This window comes from Anabaena sp. FACHB-595 (genome assembly GCF_048568275.1).
Taxonomy (GTDB): Bacteria; Cyanobacteriota; Cyanobacteriia; order Cyanobacteriales; family Nostocaceae; genus Trichormus.
This window is the reverse complement of record NZ_CP183473.1, coordinates 2420382-2439956: the sequence shown is the minus strand read 5'-3', so window position 1 is coordinate 2439956 and position 19575 is coordinate 2420382. Positions and strand designations below refer to the sequence as shown.

Annotated in this window: 16 protein-coding genes; 15 read left to right on the top strand and 1 reads right to left on the bottom strand. The window is 39.0% G+C overall.

From position 1 onward, the window contains the following. Window positions 1-6: 6 nt before the first annotated feature. Window positions 7-249, bottom strand: a complete 243-nt coding sequence (locus ACN222_RS10150; protein WP_010996202.1) for a helix-turn-helix domain-containing protein — start codon at window positions 247-249, stop codon at window positions 7-9. A gap of 958 nt (window positions 250-1207) precedes the next feature. Here ACN222_RS10150 and ACN222_RS10145 point away from each other — a divergent pair. From ACN222_RS10145 to ACN222_RS10075, 15 genes are all read left to right on the top strand, one after another. Then, window positions 1208-2326: a phosphotransferase enzyme family protein gene (locus tag ACN222_RS10145; RefSeq protein WP_010996201.1), complete on the top strand. Its 1119-nt coding sequence runs from the start codon at window positions 1208-1210 to the stop codon at window positions 2324-2326. Beyond that, complete coding sequence (locus ACN222_RS10140) at window positions 2323-2862, top strand: DOMON-like domain-containing protein (protein ID WP_010996200.1); 540 nt, start codon at window positions 2323-2325, stop codon at window positions 2860-2862. Before ACN222_RS10145 ends, ACN222_RS10140 begins: the two co-directional genes overlap by 4 nt. 464 nt (window positions 2863-3326) lie before the next feature. Next, window positions 3327-5558, top strand: a complete 2232-nt coding sequence (locus ACN222_RS10135) for an SMP-30/gluconolactonase/LRE family protein (protein WP_010996199.1) — start codon at window positions 3327-3329, stop codon at window positions 5556-5558. A gap of 113 nt (window positions 5559-5671) precedes the next feature. After that, window positions 5672-6772, top strand: coding sequence for a glycosyltransferase family 4 protein (locus ACN222_RS10130; protein WP_010996198.1), 1101 nt, complete (start codon window positions 5672-5674; stop codon window positions 6770-6772). A gap of 542 nt (window positions 6773-7314) precedes the next feature. Then, a complete protein-coding gene (locus ACN222_RS10125) occupies window positions 7315-8148 on the top strand; it encodes a helix-turn-helix domain-containing protein (RefSeq protein WP_044521195.1) in 834 nt (277 codons plus the stop codon). 176 nt (window positions 8149-8324) lie between these two features. Next, window positions 8325-9701: a cache domain-containing protein gene (locus tag ACN222_RS10120; protein ID WP_010996195.1), complete on the top strand. Its 1377-nt coding sequence runs from the start codon at window positions 8325-8327 to the stop codon at window positions 9699-9701. A gap of 42 nt (window positions 9702-9743) precedes the next feature. Then, the gene (locus ACN222_RS10115; RefSeq protein ID WP_010996194.1) at window positions 9744-10532 is read left to right on the top strand and encodes a MinD/ParA family ATP-binding protein; all 789 of its coding nucleotides are present in this window, start codon (window positions 9744-9746) and stop codon (window positions 10530-10532) included. Window positions 10533-10539: 7 nt separating this feature from the next. After that, window positions 10540-11712 (top strand): DUF7005 family protein, encoded by a 1173-nt coding sequence (locus tag ACN222_RS10110; RefSeq protein ID WP_010996193.1) that lies wholly within the window; start codon window positions 10540-10542, stop codon window positions 11710-11712. 37 nt (window positions 11713-11749) lie between these two features. Continuing rightward, on the top strand, window positions 11750-12844 hold the full coding sequence (locus ACN222_RS10105) for a cyclic nucleotide-binding domain-containing protein (RefSeq protein ID WP_010996192.1): 1095 nt from the start codon (window positions 11750-11752) through the stop codon (window positions 12842-12844). A gap of 112 nt (window positions 12845-12956) precedes the next feature. After that, the gene (locus tag ACN222_RS10100; RefSeq protein ID WP_044521191.1) at window positions 12957-13280 is read left to right on the top strand and encodes a Nif11-like leader peptide family natural product precursor; all 324 of its coding nucleotides are present in this window, start codon (window positions 12957-12959) and stop codon (window positions 13278-13280) included. Between the two features lie 104 nt (window positions 13281-13384). After that, a complete protein-coding gene (locus ACN222_RS10095; protein WP_010996190.1) occupies window positions 13385-14647 on the top strand; it encodes a nif11-class peptide radical SAM maturase 3 in 1263 nt (420 codons plus the stop codon). Then, window positions 14644-14832, top strand: coding sequence for a hypothetical protein (locus tag ACN222_RS10090; protein WP_010996189.1), 189 nt, complete (start codon window positions 14644-14646; stop codon window positions 14830-14832). Before ACN222_RS10095 ends, ACN222_RS10090 begins: the two co-directional genes overlap by 4 nt. 133 nt (window positions 14833-14965) lie before the next feature. Beyond that, on the top strand, window positions 14966-15301 hold the full coding sequence (locus ACN222_RS10085; protein ID WP_010996188.1) for an NHLP leader peptide family RiPP precursor: 336 nt from the start codon (window positions 14966-14968) through the stop codon (window positions 15299-15301). A 157-nt stretch (window positions 15302-15458) separates the two neighbouring features. Next, entirely contained in the window at window positions 15459-15809 is a 351-nt protein-coding gene (locus tag ACN222_RS10080) for an NHLP leader peptide family RiPP precursor (protein WP_010996187.1), read from the top strand. A gap of 394 nt (window positions 15810-16203) precedes the next feature. Beyond that, the gene (locus tag ACN222_RS10075; protein ID WP_010996186.1) at window positions 16204-19491 is read left to right on the top strand and encodes a type 2 lanthipeptide synthetase LanM family protein; all 3288 of its coding nucleotides are present in this window, start codon (window positions 16204-16206) and stop codon (window positions 19489-19491) included. Window positions 19492-19575 lie beyond the last annotated feature (84 nt).

The following is a 19575-nucleotide window of genomic DNA, read 5'->3' as shown; positions in this document are numbered from 1 at the left end:
CTATTTTCAGTGATATTTAGCCAAAATATTTTGACCATCTTCACCAAGCTTATCTACCAAAGCTTCTATTTGTTGAATAGCGAGTTTTGAAGGTTTAGTATGCCCATTTTCCCAACGATTTACAGTAGGAAAAGTTACACCAAGAATTACCGCAAACTCTTCTTGGGTTAAACCCATAACCAGCCTAATTTCTTGAATGAATTGACCGATTTTTGGTTGTGCAAATATTATTTTCTTTTGGCGAGACATTCGACTTCCTAACCCATTAACTGGAGGAATGTAATAAGTGATATATCAAGTTATATATTAACTAGACAATTTAGGAATGTCACGTCTCTATAGTGTTCAGTGGATTTGCGTAAGTTTAAATAATATTTATAAATATGCTTAAAATTTTCTTAGAAATATTTCCTATATTAAATGCCTTATGTCTACGTAATCATAACAATATAAAAAATAAAATTTAGATTATAAATTTTGGCTTAATAATGTACTATGGCATGAAGCATACATCCTGTGATCCATTATCATCAATGTTTAGCAAGAAATTAACATTTTTTATTTTGCATATTTTATTGGTGGTAAATCTACTCATTCCAAAATCGTTAATGATTATTATATAGTCCAATAATCAGCACAATTCATGATGAGACGAGTCAAGACTTAGATTAGGCGATCGCCTCCATCAAGCAAATATCTTAAGAAAAATTTTATACTAAGCTTCTAAGTGTAAAAACTTTCTGCCGATGGGTTTTGCTAAATCTATCTATGGAATGAATCAGAATTATTGATGAAGCGATCGCAAGTATAGCAATCACATTCAATACAGTCATAGCTGACTATAACAACTGTATTGACCTGACAATACTGATCCGCAAATACTATCTCAACAAGAAGATTGGCTAGCTTTGCCCACCCTACGCATATTTCAAAGGCGAACAAAATTAAAGACAGTTGGAGTCGGGGATGTTTTACCCCAACTCAACTGATACTACGTGTAGATGTAGCGCAAAGTTTGTAGCAAGATCCCGGCTTCCGTCCCTCAGAACTTTGTAAGAGAGGGGTCTTTAACCCTTGAATTTACGATAAGGTTTCCATTAATCTTCACAGTATTTCAACTAAAAGGAATAATGCGGCGTAAAACTTGAGTTACTATGTCTCCTAATTGCCATTGTGCAGTTTTTGTGGGGAGTAGTAAAAGTTAAATATGACAGAAGTTATCAGCACGCAGTCTGTAGTAGATTTAGCTGCCATTGCCGGGAAATTCAAGTTTCCAGGTACAGTAACAAATGTTCAAGCCTTTGGTAGTGGCAATATTAACGATACTTTTTTAGTAACTGTTGATTCCTTAGAAGCACAGCATTTTGTTCTGCAACGGATAAACACTCAAGTGTTTCGTCAACCTGAACTGATCATGCAGAATATGCGTATCTTTAGTGATCATGTTCATCAACGTCTACAATACGCCCCCCCGAACCGTCGTTGGGAAGTTCCGCGCGTACTTTCCACCAAAGATAATCACGATTACTGCACAGATACTCAAGGGAATTTCTGGCGAGCGATTAGCTTTATTTCTGGGTCGCAATCTTTCGACACCATGCAAGATTTGGCACAAGCTCAAGAAATCGGCTATGCCTTGGGGATGTTTCACAACTTAATCAGCGACTTATCACCAGAAAAACTGGCTGATACTTTGCCAGGATTCCATATTACGCCGCTTTACTTGCGTCACTATGAACAGGTTTTGGCAACAGCTAAACCGCAACCATCCCCAGAATTAGATTATTGCTTGCAATTTGTGAGCGATCGCCAAAGTTATGCCTGTATCCTAGAAAATGCTAAAGCTGCGGGTGAGTTGCCGTTACGTCTCATGCACGGCGATCCTAAAATTAACAATATTATGTTTGATACTTTTACTCACAAAGCCGTCAGCGTTATCGACCTCGACACGGTTAAACCCGGTCTAGTACATTATGACATTGGTGATTGTTTGCGATCGGGCTGTAACCCTGCTGGGGAAGAAACAGAACATTGGGAAAGCGTTGCTTTTGACACTGATTTATGTCAAGGAATTTTACAAGGTTATCTGTCGGTAGCAAAGGAATTTCTCACCGATAACGATTACGCATATATGTATGATGCTATACGCCTCATCGCCTTTGAGTTAGGACTGAGATTCTTTGCTGACTACTTAGGGGGGAATGTTTACTTTAAAATCAAGTACCCAGAACATAATTTAGCCAGGGCGCTTGTGCAATTTAAACTGACAGAAAGTATCGAATCTCAAGAAGTCAAGATTCGTAAAATTATTCAAGATATAAAATGAGTCACCAGATATTTTCTCTACAACCATTCCCCTCGGAGGAATCTTTAGTTGATCTCAAAATTGCTGGTAATATTAGCCGCCATAATAATCAACTCACTATTAATTATCAGGTTGTTGGTGAATTAGCACCAGTTGAGATTCCTTCGTCTGTAGACATACCAACAAGAAAACATGAACTATGGCAAGATACTTGTTTTGAGTTCTTTATTGGTATTAAAGATTCTCAACAGTATTGGGAATTCAACCTCTCTCCCTCTCGAAATTGGAATATATACCGCTTTCATGGATATCGCCAAGGAATGCAGGAAGAAACAGCTTTTACTGCACTACCTTTTAGTATTGAAAATTACTCAGATAGTTTGGAAATGTCATTGAATGTCGATTTAGAAAGAATTATTTCTCCTGAACAACTTATTGATGTCGCAATTACTACAGTTATCAAACAAAAAGATGGCAAGATAACTTACTGGGCTTTAGTTCATCCAGGTAAAGAAGCTGACTTTCACATCAGGGATAGTTTTATAATTAGGCTATGAGATGTTGTCCCAGTTGTATATAGTATTTTTAACTAAGGGAATTCGAGATAAAAAAATATCCAAAATTTAGGGTGCGTCAGTGTGAGGAAACCTAGCTGTACCAAGAAATTATTCATACTGACGCACCCTACTAACTTTTTTCTTCCGTTCTGCCCTCTGGCAGATAAAAAATAATTATGTGATTTTAATAAATTTTTTGTGAAATCAAAAAAAATAACCTTAACTATTTGCTATACATAATTGAAAGATTCAGCTACAAAACAATGGGTTCTCTACAAATTACCAAGAAAATTTCATATTGTGCTGATATAACATTAAGCTTAACGTAAAAATCATTTACATAGACGTTCATTAGAGTCTATTAGAGTTCGTTGTAGTAATTAGCCATGATATACCGAAAATTCAAGTAGGTGCTTTATCTTGCTACATAAAACATCGTACTAATTAAAAATTTGCATAATTTTATGGAAAAAAAATTAGCTCCACAGTTTGATAATTTTTACCAAAGCTGTAGACGGTATTTCCAAAAACTGTCTCGCAATAAAAACTTTCGGAGTTTGAAAGTATACCTTTTGATACTTACTATAGTTATGGTGGTAATTATTAATCCCTTAAGCAGTAATATATCTGGAATTGTTAATATACTACCAACAACTACTGAGAAAATAACTCATAAATCATCTGCACAGCAAACTGATAAACAATCGCATAAAACCTCAAATAAAGCAGCGTATAAAACCTCTTGGATAGGTAACACTTTTGGTGGTAAAAAGTGGGTACAAATTCAAATGGAGGGTATATATGTTACTCCCAATGGCACAGTTTATGTAAATAGTCATTGGGATGAAGCTGGTAGAGAAGTAGGTATTTATAAAGATGGGGATGTGATTGGTAAAGCTGATGACTTACATGGTTGGGGAAGGTTGGGAGGTAAAGCAATTACAGCCAATCAAAAGTACCTCTATGTAGCTATGCGGCAATCCCACGAAGGCAAACCAGAAGATGATTACCCGCCCAAGGGAACCACTTGGTACAATGTCCGACGCTATGACTTGTCTGGAAAACCTGCGCCCTTTGCTGGAGGGCGTGGTTGGGATAAAAGTATGCTCATTGTCAATAGTAAAAATGACGTTACTGGACTAGCAACTAAAGACAAAGAGTTATATGTAAGTGATCCTGCCAACGATCGCCTCCGCGTTTACAATACAGATACCATGCAGGAACTACGCAGCTTTAGCGTTCCTAATCCTGGTGCGATCGCCGTTGATCGGCAAAATAACTTATGGGTTGTGCAAAAGAAAAAAATAGTCCGATATTCGCCTCAAGGTAAGCAATTAGCCCAACAAATCACCGATGTTGCCAACCCAAGTGCGATCGCCTTTGATCCTCAAGGTAGATTACTGGTAGCTGATAATGGGAAACGTCAGCAAGTACTAATTTATAACATCGCCAATAAACCAAAACAGGTAGGCACTCTCGGTGATAAAGGCGGTATCTATGGGGGTACTTCTGGCGAAGTCAAAGACGGGAAACTGTATGGTATTACCGGAGTCGGCACAGATAAAAGCGGCAATATCTACGTTAGCAATCATGGTTTTAATAGTACTGGTGCTGACTTGAGAAAATTCTCGTCATCGGGAAAACTCCAGTGGCGCTTACTCGGTTTGCAATTCATAGATAACGCCGATGCTGATCCTGATAGCGATGGTAGAGACGTGTTCACCAAAAACGAACACTTCGTCATGGACTACAGCAAAAACAACGGCAAAGAGTGGACATATAAAGGATATACCTTAGATAAGTTCCGCTACCCAGATGATGGACGACTCCACACCACACCCACATCAGCTTTTGTCCGTCGCTTGGGTGGAAAACGCCTACTCTATCTCTCCTCAGAAATGATGGCAGAACGGCTGTTGATATACCGTTTTGATGGTGAGATAGCTGTTCCCTGCGGCATTTTTGGCAAAAATCATCTCAGTTGGCCTCCTAACCAACCAAAAGACGGTAGCTGGTTATGGCGGGATGTGAATGGTGATGGTTCCATCCAAAACAACGAATACAAAACCTTGGGTGAAGAAGATGGTTCTGTCTGGGGTTGGGAAATAGACAGCAAAGGAGATATTTGGCAAGCGGCCGAAGCTGGCTACATTAAACACTATCCCTATCAAAAATTAGATAATCATGGCTGTCCCATTTATGGACAAGCTGTTGGGGGCAGAATACCCATGCCAGCACCTTTCAAAACTTTGACAAGAATCAAATACTTCCCCAAACAAGATGTTATGTATCTTGGAGGCTACACCAATGAACATCCTAACCTTGATGGTGATTGGGGATTAGTTGGTACAGAAATAGTTCGTTACGACAACTGGAGTAAAAAAAGAAACCTCCGGTGGCGAATAGTGCTTCCTTATAATCATCAAACAGACCCCAAATTACATATCAAATCAATTGATGTGGCAGGAGATAGAGTTTTTGCCGTTGCTAGTAAAAAAGCGGAAGTTTATGTCTATAAAGCCACCACAGGGGAAGCATTGCAAATGTTAACACCAGGTGCAGAAGTAGGAGGCGAAAGCGGCTGGATTGATATCCCCTACGGCATTCGCGCTTTTCGTCGTGCCAATGGTGAGTATTTAGTATTTGTGGAAGAGAACGCTAAAGGAAAGGTGTTGATGTATCGATTACCTGGGTGAATTAACCAGATAGATCCCCGACTTCTTCAAGAAGTCGGGGATCTAAAAGAACTTCCGGATCATTGTCACAAACTAAAGATTTCTTTTGTGGAACTAGAATAAAAATTATTTTTATGCGTATACTACATATTTTGAATCACGTCCGCGAAATTGGTAATGGCATCGTGAATGTGGCTGTAGATTTAGCTTGTCTGCAAGCCAAAAACAATCATGATGTAGCTGTAGCATCTGCTGGCGGAGAATATGAAACATTATTTGCTCAATATGGTGTTAAACACTTTGAGTTAAACCAAAGTCGGACACCCCTAAATTTAATTAATGCGGCTAGGCGTTATCGCGCAATTATCCGAGAATTTCAACCGGATATTGTCCATGCTCACATGATGACGGGAGTTGTGCTGGGAAGATGTCTTAAAGCTGATTCTGAATATGCTTTGGTGGCTACAGTACACAATGAATTTCAACGCAGTGCTGTACTCATGGGATTAGCAGATAGAGTAATTGCGGTGAGTCATGCTGTTGCTAAATCAATGGCTAGGCGTGGTATTCCTGAGCATAAATTGCGAGTAGTACCCAATGGGACATTAGGCAGCGTCCGTACTCGTAATATTAAAGAGTACTCACCAGTAGAATTACAACGACCAGCGATCGCCACTGTAGCCGGGATGTATCAGCGTAAAGGCATTGGTGAGTTAATCGCTGCTTTTGCACAGATTGCCCAAGATTTCCCCCAAGTTCATCTTTATCTAGTTGGAGACGGCCCGGAAAGGCAGATTTTTGAGGAAAAAGCCCAAGCTACAGGTTTGAGCAATACACGCATTCATTTTGAAGGCTTCCAACCAGAACCACAACGCTACTTATTAGCCGCAGATATATTTGTACTTGCTTCTCACCGTGATCCTTCTCCCCTGGTAATTCCAGAAGCCCGTGAAGCCGGCTGTGCGATCGTCGCTACCAGCGTAGATGGCATTCCAGAAGCATTAGACAATGGCAAAGCTGGTGTTTTAGTTCCCCCAAAAGATAGCTCTGCTTTGGCAGATGCCCTAGCAAAATTACTTAGTCAACCTCATCTGCTCAAACATTGGCAAGATCAAGCACAACAAAATTTAGAATTACTGACGGTTGGGCGTGTGAATCAACAAACTTTAGCAGTTTATGCTGAGGTTAAAATAGAAGTTAGAAACGTAATTTGTCATACCCTAAAAAAAAGCTAGTATGTTTTGCGGGGTCGTCAGATACTCCCGGTGGGTGGCTGATTTATGTTGCTCTGTAACAGTTTCAGCACCCCTAACCTCTACTCTTTTTCTCTATAAATTTTCAATGCACCAAAGTAGGAAACTTTGTGTATACTTTGATGAATCTTTTTAGGATGATTATTAAATTTAGTCTTTGCTATTAGTAGGAATTGGCTAAAAATATAAACTTTTATAGACAATAATCAATTAAATTTTACTTGGCTGTAGGTGCCATTTATCAGCTGACGGTTTTTCTGGATTGGGTCTGATGCTTTTCTTATGGGAAGCTGCACAACATCTTTGCTCCCAAGAAAAACGCTAAATGAATGCCGCTAACTGCTAAAGATATCTCTTTTCCCTGGAGAGGGTAGATTTTTAATGTGTATTTTTTAGTAAATTTAATTACTAAAATGTAATCTAATAGATACATATATTCACGTAAAACCCTGAATTCTACAGTTAAATAACCTTAAGGCTCATTAGGTTCACTTAGAAATTCAGTAATTACAGTGAGTAGAACTATGGTTTTTGACAGCTGTATTTCCGAGCAACATACTTATCAAGTTACACAGCAGCTAGAAAAAGAGTTGCGCCTTACTAATTTGCTGATGGATTGTGTCACAGATGCGGTGTTCTGGGTAAAACCAAACACCAGGATTTTATACGTTAATGATGCTGCGTGTAGTTTAGTAGGCTACTCCCGTGAAGAACTGCTTTGTATGAGTATTCAATACCTAAACTTAGAATTTTTGATGGAAGTTTGGTTACAGCACTGGGAAACTATTAAACAAAAAGGGTCTTTATATTTTGAATCTCTGTATAAGACTCAAGCAGGTTTAAGTTTACCTGTCCAAACCACTGTTACCTATATGGAAGAAGACGGTAGGGAATACGGCTGCATCTCCATCCGTGAGATTAAAAAACGTCAACCAGAGTCATTTCAGTTGCAACAAAATCCAGCACTAGATATTGTTGAAACCAAAAAGTCATCAGAACCCTGTAAATCAATATTTCCCTCTGGCTCTCAGCTCAATCAGGTCTTTAAATTTATTGAGTCTAACTACGACCAATCCATTGGCTTACGTGACGTAGCCCAAGCAGTTGGTTACTCCCCAGCTTATTTAACTGATCTAGTCCGGCGACATACAGGGGAAACTGTCAATCATTGGATTATTAAGCGACGGATGGTAGCTGCACGAACATTACTCCTAGAAACTGACCAGTGTGTGAATCAAATTGCTGAGGCTGTGGGGTATCAACACGAGGGTCATTTCTTCCGTCAGTTTCGCCAGTACCATGACACTACGCCCCATGCTTGGCGAAAAATGCAGCGTCAGGTGGCGACATCACAATAGAGACGAAAAAATTGCGAGTCCGATAAAAAGATTGTGCATTGTTTTCCCATCTCGTGTCTTCTAACCTGCTAAATATCTATTAGTCTCCCTTTTTATCAGAGTGTTTTAGAGGTGATGATGATCAACGAAAAAGCTTTTTATCGTTGATCATCATCAAACTTGTCTGCATTGTAAAAATGAAGCATTTCCGGCGGTTATTTTATCCACCTGCTTGGCCGATCGCTGCCAAAATTTCGGTAGCCTTGGTCTGTGCTGTGCTAGTACCGATGATTTTTACGGCTTACTACAACCTACAACAAAGTTTAAACAGTGTAGAGGCTGGGGAATATCACAAACTAGAGCTGCTAGCTAGCAGCAGCGCCAGTCGTCTTGATCAATTAATTATTGATTATCATCGGGTAGTTGCTCAAATTAGTAGCGATCGCCATGTGGTAGATTTTCTCTCAGCTACCACACCAGAAAACCATAAAGCTCAAGGCCCCAACCTACAACAGACCATCCAAAATGTCCTCCGTTCTCATCCCAACTTGGATGTTGTTTTACTGATGGATAAAAATGGTCAATGTCTGGCTGCAACAGATCCTAAATTTATTGGTGAAAACTATTCCCACATCCAAGGTAACTTTTATGGGTCTAGCACTTTACTTGGTGAAACTAGTGAAAATCCGGGTATGTTCTTTTCCCAGCCTGTACGCTCGCCTCATGGGAAAATTATCGGTCTCACCGTTATCAAAATTCGCCAAGCAGATATCTGGGTAATTATCAATGCTTTGCAACTATTAGGCTCCCAGAATTACGTCTTCGTCATTGATCAACAGGGAACTATTATCAGTCATCCTGATCCATCTGTGGTTAACCACAGCCTAAATATTCCTGAGTTAGGGGTGATGTTGAAAACTACACAACCAGGTCACGCCACCTATCACTTGCCAAAATCTCACATTTCCCAAATAGTCGGCTTTGCACCCTTAGCTACCCAACCTTGGGTATTGGGAGTTAACCAACCCAAAGCAGAGTTTACCGCGCCCTTGCATCGTCTGATTTGGCTCAATAGCAGCAGCGTGGTGATTGTTGGCGGAATTACGGCCATTATCGCTCTGCTGTCAGGGTTGAGTATTTCCCGACCGATTCACGCCCTCACCGCCGCCGCCCAAGCCTTGGAGGATGATAAGTTTGATGCTCAAGTAGTTGAGTTACACCAGAGTTTGGTGGAATTAGGTCATAGAGAAGATGATATCGGGCAATTAGTCCGAGTTTTTTCGGAAATGGCGGAGGAAGTCAGGTTACGCGATCAACGGCTGAAAATGCAGGTTCAGGAATTGCGAATCGAGATTGATCAAACCAAAAGAGCCAATCATGTAGCCGAAATAACCGAAAACGAACACTTTCAGCATCTACAACAAACAATCCAAAAAATTAAACACCAGGATATAACCACTCATGAAACCGAAAAAGAGTACTACCAGCGATTGCAGACTCAAGTGCAATCCTTAAAAGAGCGATCGCACAACAGCAAAAACCAGCCCTTAACAGATCCAACAGAACACACATAATTTATTTTCCAATCACCAATTACCCATTACCAAATATAATTTATGTCCCAAATCATCGCTATTCACTCATTTCGTGGCGGAACCGGCAAATCAAACATAATTGCCAATATAGCGGCTACTATGGCGTTACAAGGGCAGCGTGTAGGCATCATTGATACAGATATCCAATCACCAGGGATTCATATTATCTTTGGTCTTAAAGAAGAAAAAATTCAACTTACCCTCAATGACTATCTATGGCAACGCTGCGATATTCAAGATACTGCCTATGATGTTACAGATACACTAGTTACCGAACCAGGAAATACAACTAAAGTTAAAGGTAGCCTTTATCTAATTCCTTCCAGCATTAAAGCAGCAGAAATCGCCAGGATTCTCCGGGAAGGATATGATGTAGTCAGGCTTAATGATGGTTTCCAAGAACTGATCCGTAGTTTGAAATTGGACTATTTATTAATAGATACCCACCCCGGTTTAAATGAAGAAACTTTAGTTTCTATTGGAATTTCTAACGTATTATTAATTATCCTCCGTCCAGACAGTCAAGACTTCCAAGGAACAGCAGTAACAGTGGATGTCGCTCGTAAATTGAAAGCAGCAAAAATCCTCCTAGTCCTCAACAAAGCATTACCATCCTTGAATTTCTCTGATTTAAAACAACAAGTAGAACAAATCTATGACGTACCTGTAGCCGGGATTTTACCCCTGGCGGAAGATATGGTACAGCTAGGAAGTAAAGGTCTGTTTTGTCTGCGTTACTCCCAACATACCATTACGCAAATCATTCAAGAAATTACTGAGCAGATTGCTGGTTTAGTTGTGAGTCACTAATAGCAATATGAGCAATCAACAATCATTTCACACTCAAGTTTTGACCAACTTTGGCGCAACAGCTTTAGAGGTTGAGGAACTATTGATATATAACCAAAATGTTTTTGCTCACAATAGCTTAATCCATCCCCTACAATTTCCCTTATCCCCAGAACTCCATATAGAAGCTTGGGAAAAATATGCAGTTACAGCCAAAATGATAGGCGCATTTGCAGTACTCAAACAGAAGTTAGTACAGTTACAATTTCCCATCCAAAAAGGGATCTCTCAGACAGAAGCCTATAGAAAAGCCACTCGTAAGGGTGTATCAACAAATGGGATGTTAGAAGCATCTGGTTTAGTCTTACAGCAACCCCAAAAACTCCAATTAATCCTCCATCAAAGTTTGGCGGGAACAATCCCCGTATTACTAACTGAAAACAGAGAAGATTTTGTGTCTCTAGTGCAAGCCTTAACAAAGCATAACGAACCCCAACCTATTCCTCAATCAATGGGAGCTTGTATAGTTCGTGGGTTCAACAATTGGGACAGGATTCGTCAATATCGCCAAAAATGGGAAGTAGAGCATTTTGCCTCTAATTGGAATACAGAGTTTCAACGATTAATCCTACAGAAACATCTCTATCAAGATACATTTATTATTTTAAGTAATATCCCATATAGCAATATTTCAGCCGAAGAAATAGGACTAAAAGCATCACAATGGCAAAAATTGTCACTCACAATTCGTCTAGAACATGAATGTACTCACTATTTAACATATCGTCTATTTAACTCTATGCGAAATAATATATTTGACGAATTAATTGCCGACTATAGAGGCATTATTGCTGCTACTGGTTATTACCAAGCAAACTGGTTCTTACGATTTTTAGGCTTAGAATCATTTCCTCAATATCGAGAAGGAGGTAGACTGCAAAACTATCGCGGTAAACCGCCACTTTCTGATGGAGCTTTTGTAATTTTACAAGCATTGGTAAAAGCCGCCGCCGAAAACTTACAGCGTTTCCATGCTCAATACGCCCAAAAGCTAACAGATACTAATATGCAAATCCTAATGTTAATCACTTTGACATATTTGACATTAGAAGAATTGGCTACCCAAGAAGCACACTTTTTCATCCAGAACACTTTAGACAGATTACAGAGTAATTGCTTGGGACTTACACCAGCGTCATAGATTTTGTATCAACGTAGATAAATAATTGGTCTTAGTTATGACAGAAGTTTTACTCAAAGAACTAACTAAAAGTGATATTGACTGGATGGTTGCGATAGGTCATCAAAGAGAAATAGCGGCTGGTACTACACTTATTCAACCAGGAAAAGCTGCTGATTTTTTACATATTTTATTAGATGGTACATTCAGCGTTACTATCCCGCAACCAGAAGATAATCCCCTAACTCGTGCTTTTGCAGCTATTGAGGGGAACGAAATCTTCGGTAAGGAGATTGGGAGATTATCTAGGGGTGAGATAATGGGAGAAAGTCCCTTAATTGGGACACGTCCACCAGCTACTACGATTAAAGCTGTGGAAAAGTCCCTGGTGATGTCAATTCCGGTTGGAGAATTAGCGGCGAAATTACAGCAAGATGTGGGTTTTGCGGCGCATTTTTATCGAGCGATCGCCATCATTATTTCCGATAGAATACAAAATACCATCCATCAACTTGGTCGTCGTAACCTAGCACAAAGTCAACATCTACGAGATGTGCTGTTTATCCTGGGAGAATTACACGATAGTGACATAGATTGGATGATGGCTTCTGGTACTCCCCAAAAAATCCCAGCTAATACCATACTCATCCATGAACAAGGAACTGTAGACGCACTGTATATTCTCCTCTATGGAAAAATGTCCTTGTCTATTTCCCCAGATGAACAGAATCCTTTAGCGCGTGCTTTTGCAGCTATTGAGGGTCATGAAATTCCTGGTAGAGAAATAGCCAAATTATCTAAAGGTGAAATCATCGGCGAAACACCCTTTATAGATGGTAGTTTACCCCCTGCAACTGTTAAGGCAATTGAAAATTCTGTAGTCTTAGCAATTCCCCGACAGCAACTAGCCGCAAAGTTACAACAAGATGTGGGATTTGCATCAAGATTTTACCGAGTAATTGCGTCTTTACTGTCCCAGCGATCGCAAGCAATGGTGAGTCAGCTTGGTTATGGTAGGCGAGTTTATAGCCGGGGTCAATCTTTACGTGAAGGGCTAGAGTATGACGATGAATTAGATATTAACACTTTAGATAGGATGGCGATCGCTGGTAAAAGATTTGATTGGATGTTGGGAAGATTAAAAGTAAGTTAAATTTTTCCTAATAAATATCTAACGAAAAAAAACAGAGTCTTATCCAAAAATTCTGCATTGTTCTATTAGTTTATTTCTTTTAATGTTTTTGTTATTCATAAGAGGTATTTGTATGTCTATTGAAAGCGCAAAAGCTTTTTATCAGAGAATCACAACAGATCCAACTTTCCGCACTCAAATTGAAAGTTATTCCAGCGAAGAACGTATAAGTTTCTTACAAGGAACAGGATATAATTTCACAGAAGAAGAATGGGAAACTGCTACTGCTGAGATTTTAGAAACTAGTTCCCCTGATGAGGAACTTAACGAAGCGGAATTAGCAGCGATCGCTGGTGGAACAAAAACTATTCATTGGATCAAAGGTATCTTCCCTGGTGTAGTTGCTCTGTACGGTGTAATTCTTGATCCACTTGATCCACGCGATTATCTTTCATAGCTATCAAACGTCATCGCCGTAATTATAAAAGCTGTTATACGCATCATATAAATCCATAACAGCTTTTGACTTACACAGCTAATACCAAAACACTGGGCAAAACTATGTCTGAAAAACACCATCGAACCAGTTATGCCGTTTGGGAAATCACATTGAAATGCAATCTTGCTTGTAGTCATTGTGGTTCACGGGCAGGACAGGCAAGGCATCAAGAACTCTCGACAGCAGAAGCTCTTAACCTTGTTCAGCAATTAGCTGAGGTGGGAATTAAAGAAGTAACTCTCATTGGCGGAGAGGCTTTTCTACGTCCAGACTGGTTAGTAATTGCGAAAGCTATTACCGATGCTGGTATGCTCTGCGGCATGACTACGGGGGGTTATGGCATCTCTTTGGAAATGGCACAGCGTATGAAAGAAGCAGGAATTGCAAAAGTTTCTGTTTCTACCGATGGCATGGAAGCAACCCATGATCATTTACGGGGACGAAAAGGCTCTTGGAAGTCTGGCTTAAGAACCATGAGCTACCTTAAAGAAGTTGGCATTCTCTTCGGCTGTAATACCCAAATCAACCGTCTGTCTGCCCCTGAATTTCCTAGTATTTATGAGCATATCCGCGATGCAGGCGCGCGAGCATGGCAAATTCAACTAACTGTGCCAATGGGAAATGCCGCCGACAATGCAGATATCCTTCTCCAACCCTCTGAGCTATTAGACTTATATCCTATGCTGGCTCGTGTTGCTCAACGAGCTAACACCGAAGGGGTAAGAGTTGCTGCTGGTAACAACATCGGTTACTACGGGCCTTATGAACGGTTGCTGCGGGGACAAGGTAAAGAGTGGGGATTTTGGCGGGGTTGCGGTGCTGGGCTATCAACTTTAGGTTTAGAGGCGGACGGCACAATTAAAGGCTGCCCTTCCCTACCAACAACCGCTTATGCAGGTGGCAATATCCGAGAACGTCCACTAAGGGAAATTGTAGAACAATCCGAAGAATTGCAGTTCAATCTCTATGCTGGTACACCCGAAGGAACAGCGTACTTGTGGGGATTCTGCAAGACTTGTAAATTTGCCGAATTGTGTCGCGGGGGTTGCACTTGGACAGCACACGTATTCTTCAATCGTCGGGGTAACAATCCTTACTGCCACCATCGCGCCCTAGAATTAGCAAAGCGTGGCTTACGAGAGCGAGTTTATCCAAAAGTGTCAGCCCCAGGAGTTCCCTTCGATAATGGCGAATTTACCATCATTGAAGAACCACTTGATGCACCCTGGATAGAAAATGATCCACTCCACTTTACGGCTGACTCCATCCAATGGCCGGATAGTTGGCAAAGTAAATCTGAACTTTTTTATTCTGTAGCAAGATGAATCATTTAAACGAAGAAAATCAGGACGCAAACATTTCCTCTGAAGAACTGTTAGTTTCTCAACCTCTCCTACCTCGGTTTGCTTGGGAAGATGAACGAGCTTTTTTGAGAGAAGTAATTAAGGCTAAACAGGCTTTAGATATAGCAGAATTGACTGCTATTATTTGGCAAAAAACAAATCATTAACATATTTAAAATTAAAATAAAAAAAACGTAGTATTAACTAAAAAAAGTACATTGTGTCCTTAGCGTTTTTTTTATAAACTTAATTTAAGTAATAACTTAATTTCCACCTTAGTAGTGTTAGGAGATAAATGGAATGAGTGAGCAAACTAAAACTCGTAAAGATGTTGAAGCACAAATCATTGTGCAAGCATGGAAAGATGAAGCTTACAGACAGGAATTACTGAACAATCCTAAAAAAATAGTTGAACAAGAATTTGGTGTTCAATTACCAGAGGGAATAACAGTTCACGTCATGGAAGAAAATGCTTCTAACCTCTATTTTGTAATTCCTGCACGCCCTAACTTAGAAGATGTAGAATTATCAGATGAGCAGCTAGAAGCCGTTGCTGGTGGAGCGTTATGGACACTTACGCTCCTTTTAATTCCTATCGCTCATGGCGCTCTTGAAGAACATAATTCTAGAAAATAATCAATCTAAAAATTAAAGAATTCATGATTATGTAAGTCTCATACAGATGGAAGCTTAAACTAGTATTACATCTGATAAAACTTACTATTCTTTTCTTGAATTCATCAGTCCACCAATCAATTAAACCCTTAATTAGTTTAAGTAGGAAATAACCAAAATGAGCGAACAAACAAAGACTCGTAAAGAAATTGAAGCACAAATAATTGTTCAAGCCTGGAAAGACGAAACCTACAGGCAAGAGTTATTAAACAACTCTAAAGCTGTAATTGAAAGAGAATTTGCTATTCAATTACCAGAAGAAATAAATGTTCATGTAGTGGAAGAGAATGATTCCAATTTCTACTTCGTAATTCCTGCACGTCCCAATTTAGAAGATGTAGAGTTATCTGAAGAGCAGTTAGAAGCGGTTGCCGGTGGAAGTCTTGGAGATATATTCACTTTTGTTGAGAAAACTTATGATAGATTAAAAGACTTTGGCAAAGAAATATATAAAGCCATTGTAGATTAAAAGGTTTTGGTAAAGAAATACACAAAGCTTTTCTCCAGAAAACACTGTGATCATAGATTGTTCTAAAAATCACACTTCGCTGTAAATCAAGTTGGTGTAGGAGTTTTTTCTTACACCAGCAAAAAAACTCATCATGGACGATGGATAATACATTAAATTATTATGCAAAATTTAAATGATCCTAAAGTTATTATTAAATTCGTAATCATAAGCATTTTTGTGATTGTTGTTATTTTAAATGGAGCAATGCTTTATGATCAGGGAAAAGATTTTGGTGCCGAAATCTATAAATTCTTTTTTCCAAGTCCTAAATAATACAAATCATTAAAACATTTACAATGAAACCGGAGAGGTTTTTCATAAAAAGTAATAAATTAATTATTTTAAATTGATTATGAACGTTTCTAAGCAATCTTTAATTAAAATAATAGAGCGTTCTAGTAATATTTCTGAACGTCTTAGTAGTAGTTTTATTTTCAATGACCGTCAAATAAATGCAAATCAAAATAATGCTAAATTAGAAAAATGGTATCAATTTATCGCTAAAGGAAATCAACATAATTTTGAAAAGCGTTTATTGTGGGATGGCTTAGATACTAATACTATTAGCTGTGTTTTAGGTAATGTTAATCTAGCTGATGAAAAATATCTACCCAACTGGGTGGAAACTTTAAAAGCAGGAATGCAAGTTGCTACTTTTGTTATTCCAGAAAATTCAAACAACAAATTCTTACAGCAGCATCGGTATTTAGATCCTGAACGTCCGTTTCCGTTTGAAGAAATTCTGGTACCATTTGTTGATGTTGCTAAAAAAAAATTAATTGAGTCTGCTGGATCTAGCTATTATTTATTATCACAAAATGCTCATATTCAAATGGAACGAAGTCTCCTGGAGCATTTGACTGGTATTTGCATCTCTCCTTTGGAACTGGAGTTCTCAATTTTTCGCTCTTTAAAAAGTTCTCCCTTAGTTCGTTTTATTAATCAGTTGCAAAGTAATTGTTCTAAGCAGCAGTACACAGATTTTGTTAACAAATTACTTAAAGACGGACTACTGTCTTTCTTCCAAGAGTACAGTGTATTAGCTAGATTGATAGCAACATCTGTAGACTTCTGGGTAGAAGCGACTGGAGAATTTCTCTCAAGATTGGCATCAGACTCGGATAAAATTCAGTTGACTTTTCAGCCAGAGCAAAAATTAGGGCAAGTTGTTAGTGTTCAATTAGCAATGTCTGATTTTCATAATCGTGGCCGTGCTGTAATTGTGATTAAGTTTGCTTCAGGTTTCAAGCTAGTTTACAAACCTAAAAGCTTAGGCTTAGAAAAGGCTTATTTTGATTTTTTAGATTGGATTAATCAACAAAAAATTAACTTGCCCCTGAAGCTGCTGAAGATAATTAATTGCTCTAACTACGGTTGGATGGAGTTCGCTGAAGCTTTGCCATGTCAAGATCAAGACGCAGTGAAACACTATTATCAGCGTGCCGGTATGGTGCTGTGTATTGTGTACCTCTTAAAAGGGAACGACTGTCATTGTGAAAACTTAATTGCTTGTGGAGATCAGCCAGTTCTTGTAGATTTAGAGACACTTTTACATCACCGTACTTGGTTAAGTAAAGATGATGCTGATGCTAAATCTATAGCAAATGAATGTTTACAAGATTCTGTTGTTGGTACTGGTTTCTTACCAGGATGGCAAATTTTGCCTTATGAGCAAACTGAGATACTGAAGTTAGACTTCAGTGGATTGGGAGGTTTTGGTGAACAAGAGATGCCTTACCGAGCAATGAAATGGAAGCACATTAATACAGATAGCATGGTTATTGTACGCGAGTACACTAAATTACTACCAAAAAAAAATCGACCTTTTGGTGAGAATATTGATACCTCGCTGAATAACCACAGCAAAGAACTCATAGATGGATTTCGGCAGATGTACCAGTTCTTGCAACAAAGAAAAGAAGAACTGTTAGCAAGTGATAGTCCAATAACGGCATTTAGCAACCAGAAAGTACGGCTTGTAATTCGCAATACTACTGTTTACGCTTCTATTTTGCAGAACTCTTTAAATCATAAATGCTTGCGAACTGGAGTAGAACATAGTATTCAGTTAGACTTACTAAGCAGAGCATTTCTCTCTTCAGAAGATAAACATCCTTTATGGCCATTATTAGCAGCAGAAAAGCAAGCTTTAGAACAGTTAGATATTCCTTATTTCACGGCATATTCAGATAGTAATGTAATAGATATTAGTTCAGAGCAAACTATCAATAAATTTTTGAGTAGTTCTAGTTATGACGATGTTATTGCCCATCTGCGACAGATGGATGATGCAGATTTAGCGAAGCAGATTAGCCTGATTAGAGGTTCACTTTACTCATGTCTGACTAATGAACAACTAAATTCTTTACCATTAGAGAATCCTAACCTGTACATGGACATAGTTGCCCCCATAGAAAGACGAGGTATGTTACAGCAGGCGATCGCCATCGCTCAACAACTAGAGCAGCAAGCTATTCGCGGAAAGGACAATAGTGTTACCTGGATTGGGATGGGATACTTGTTTGAGGCGCAAAGGTTTCAATTACAGCCAGTAGGCAATAGTTTATATGATGGTTGTTGTGGCATATCTTTATTTTTAGCAGCACTAGCGTCTGTTACGAATCGAGCAGAATTTGGTGAATTATCCTTAGCATCTTTACAGTCCCTACGCAAAACTTTACAAGATCCACATATTGACCTTCAGCAAAAGCTAATTGGACAAATGGGTATTGGTGGTGCTACAGGATTAGCTTCTATTGTTTATGCCCTAGTTCGTATTAGTGAGTTTCTCGGCGAAGTAGAGCTGATTCAGGATGCTCAACAACTAGCTTCTTTGATGGTAATAAATGAAGCGACCGTTAATCAAGCACCTGGAGTAATGACTGGTGTTGCTGGTACAATTCTTAGCTTATTAGCTTTGTACAAAGCTACAAAAGAACCTGCTACTTTACAGCAGGCTATTAGCTGGGGCAATTATTTACTAGATACTCGTGTAACCGTAGATGAAGTCTATCAAGCCTGGACTAATGCTGAAGGCAAGGTACTACTAGGATTTTCTCATGGTGCTGCGGGTATTGCCTATGCACTGCTTCAATTATATGCAGCTACTGATGAGCCAATCTTTGCATCAGCAGCTCGAGAAGCTATTACTTTAGAACAACGTTTATTCTCGTTAAGCAGCAATTGCCAAGACTTGGATTTAGTTAGCATTGACAATAGCTTACTCTCATCTACAACTGAATGGTGTTCTGGGCTAATTGGTATTTCTGTGGCTCGGTTAGGAACTTTAAACATCCTCGATACAGATGAAATTCGTCAAGAATTAGATATAAATTTACATACAATACATCACTCAAGTTTACAGGTTTTAGATAACATCTGCTGTGGCAATTTTAGTCATATAGAAATGTTATTAGTTGCATCTAAGCAACTTTCACACCCAGAATTACTAGAAACAGCAAATAATCGAGCAACTCAAGTTTTGTCTAGAGCAAACCAGATTGGTTATTTTCAACTTCTTCCTCATTTACCAGCCGACGTATATAGTTTTGGTTTTTGTCAAGGAATAGCTGGTATTGGCTATGAGCTATTGAGATTATCATGTCCAGACTTACTACCTTCAATATTGTTATGGCAGTAAGTGAGTGAGACTTCCGTTAAAATTTGTTAACAAAATAAAACTTCTTACACCATTTTAAATTTTGGATTGGAAATCGCTTGGTGT

What these genes read in the sequence shown, in the direction of transcription:
- ACN222_RS10145 (WP_010996201.1), top strand. Translation starts at nt 1,208, where the DNA reads ATGACAGAAGTTATCAGCACGCAGTCTGTAGTAGATTTAGCTGCCATT.
- ACN222_RS10105 (WP_010996192.1), top strand. Translation starts at nt 11,750, where the DNA reads ATGACAGAAGTTTTACTCAAAGAACTAACTAAAAGTGATATTGACTGG.
- ACN222_RS10090 (WP_010996189.1), top strand. Translation starts at nt 14,644, where the DNA reads ATGAATCATTTAAACGAAGAAAATCAGGACGCAAACATTTCCTCTGAA.
- ACN222_RS10140 (WP_010996200.1), top strand. Translation starts at nt 2,323, where the DNA reads ATGAGTCACCAGATATTTTCTCTACAACCATTCCCCTCGGAGGAATCT.
- ACN222_RS10135 (WP_010996199.1), top strand. Translation starts at nt 3,327, where the DNA reads ATGGAAAAAAAATTAGCTCCACAGTTTGATAATTTTTACCAAAGCTGT.
- ACN222_RS10130 (WP_010996198.1), top strand. Translation starts at nt 5,672, where the DNA reads ATGCGTATACTACATATTTTGAATCACGTCCGCGAAATTGGTAATGGC.
- ACN222_RS10085 (WP_010996188.1), top strand. Translation starts at nt 14,966, where the DNA reads ATGAGTGAGCAAACTAAAACTCGTAAAGATGTTGAAGCACAAATCATT.
- ACN222_RS10075 (WP_010996186.1), top strand. Translation starts at nt 16,204, where the DNA reads ATGAACGTTTCTAAGCAATCTTTAATTAAAATAATAGAGCGTTCTAGT.
- ACN222_RS10095 (WP_010996190.1), top strand. Translation starts at nt 13,385, where the DNA reads ATGTCTGAAAAACACCATCGAACCAGTTATGCCGTTTGGGAAATCACA.
- ACN222_RS10080 (WP_010996187.1), top strand. Translation starts at nt 15,459, where the DNA reads ATGAGCGAACAAACAAAGACTCGTAAAGAAATTGAAGCACAAATAATT.
- ACN222_RS10120 (WP_010996195.1), top strand. Translation starts at nt 8,325, where the DNA reads ATGAAGCATTTCCGGCGGTTATTTTATCCACCTGCTTGGCCGATCGCT.
- ACN222_RS10110 (WP_010996193.1), top strand. Translation starts at nt 10,540, where the DNA reads ATGAGCAATCAACAATCATTTCACACTCAAGTTTTGACCAACTTTGGC.
- ACN222_RS10100 (WP_044521191.1), top strand. Translation starts at nt 12,957, where the DNA reads ATGTCTATTGAAAGCGCAAAAGCTTTTTATCAGAGAATCACAACAGAT.
- ACN222_RS10115 (WP_010996194.1), top strand. Translation starts at nt 9,744, where the DNA reads ATGTCCCAAATCATCGCTATTCACTCATTTCGTGGCGGAACCGGCAAA.
- ACN222_RS10150 (WP_010996202.1), bottom strand. Translation starts at nt 249, where the DNA reads ATGTCTCGCCAAAAGAAAATAATATTTGCACAACCAAAAATCGGTCAA.
- ACN222_RS10125 (WP_044521195.1), top strand. Translation starts at nt 7,315, where the DNA reads ATGGTTTTTGACAGCTGTATTTCCGAGCAACATACTTATCAAGTTACA.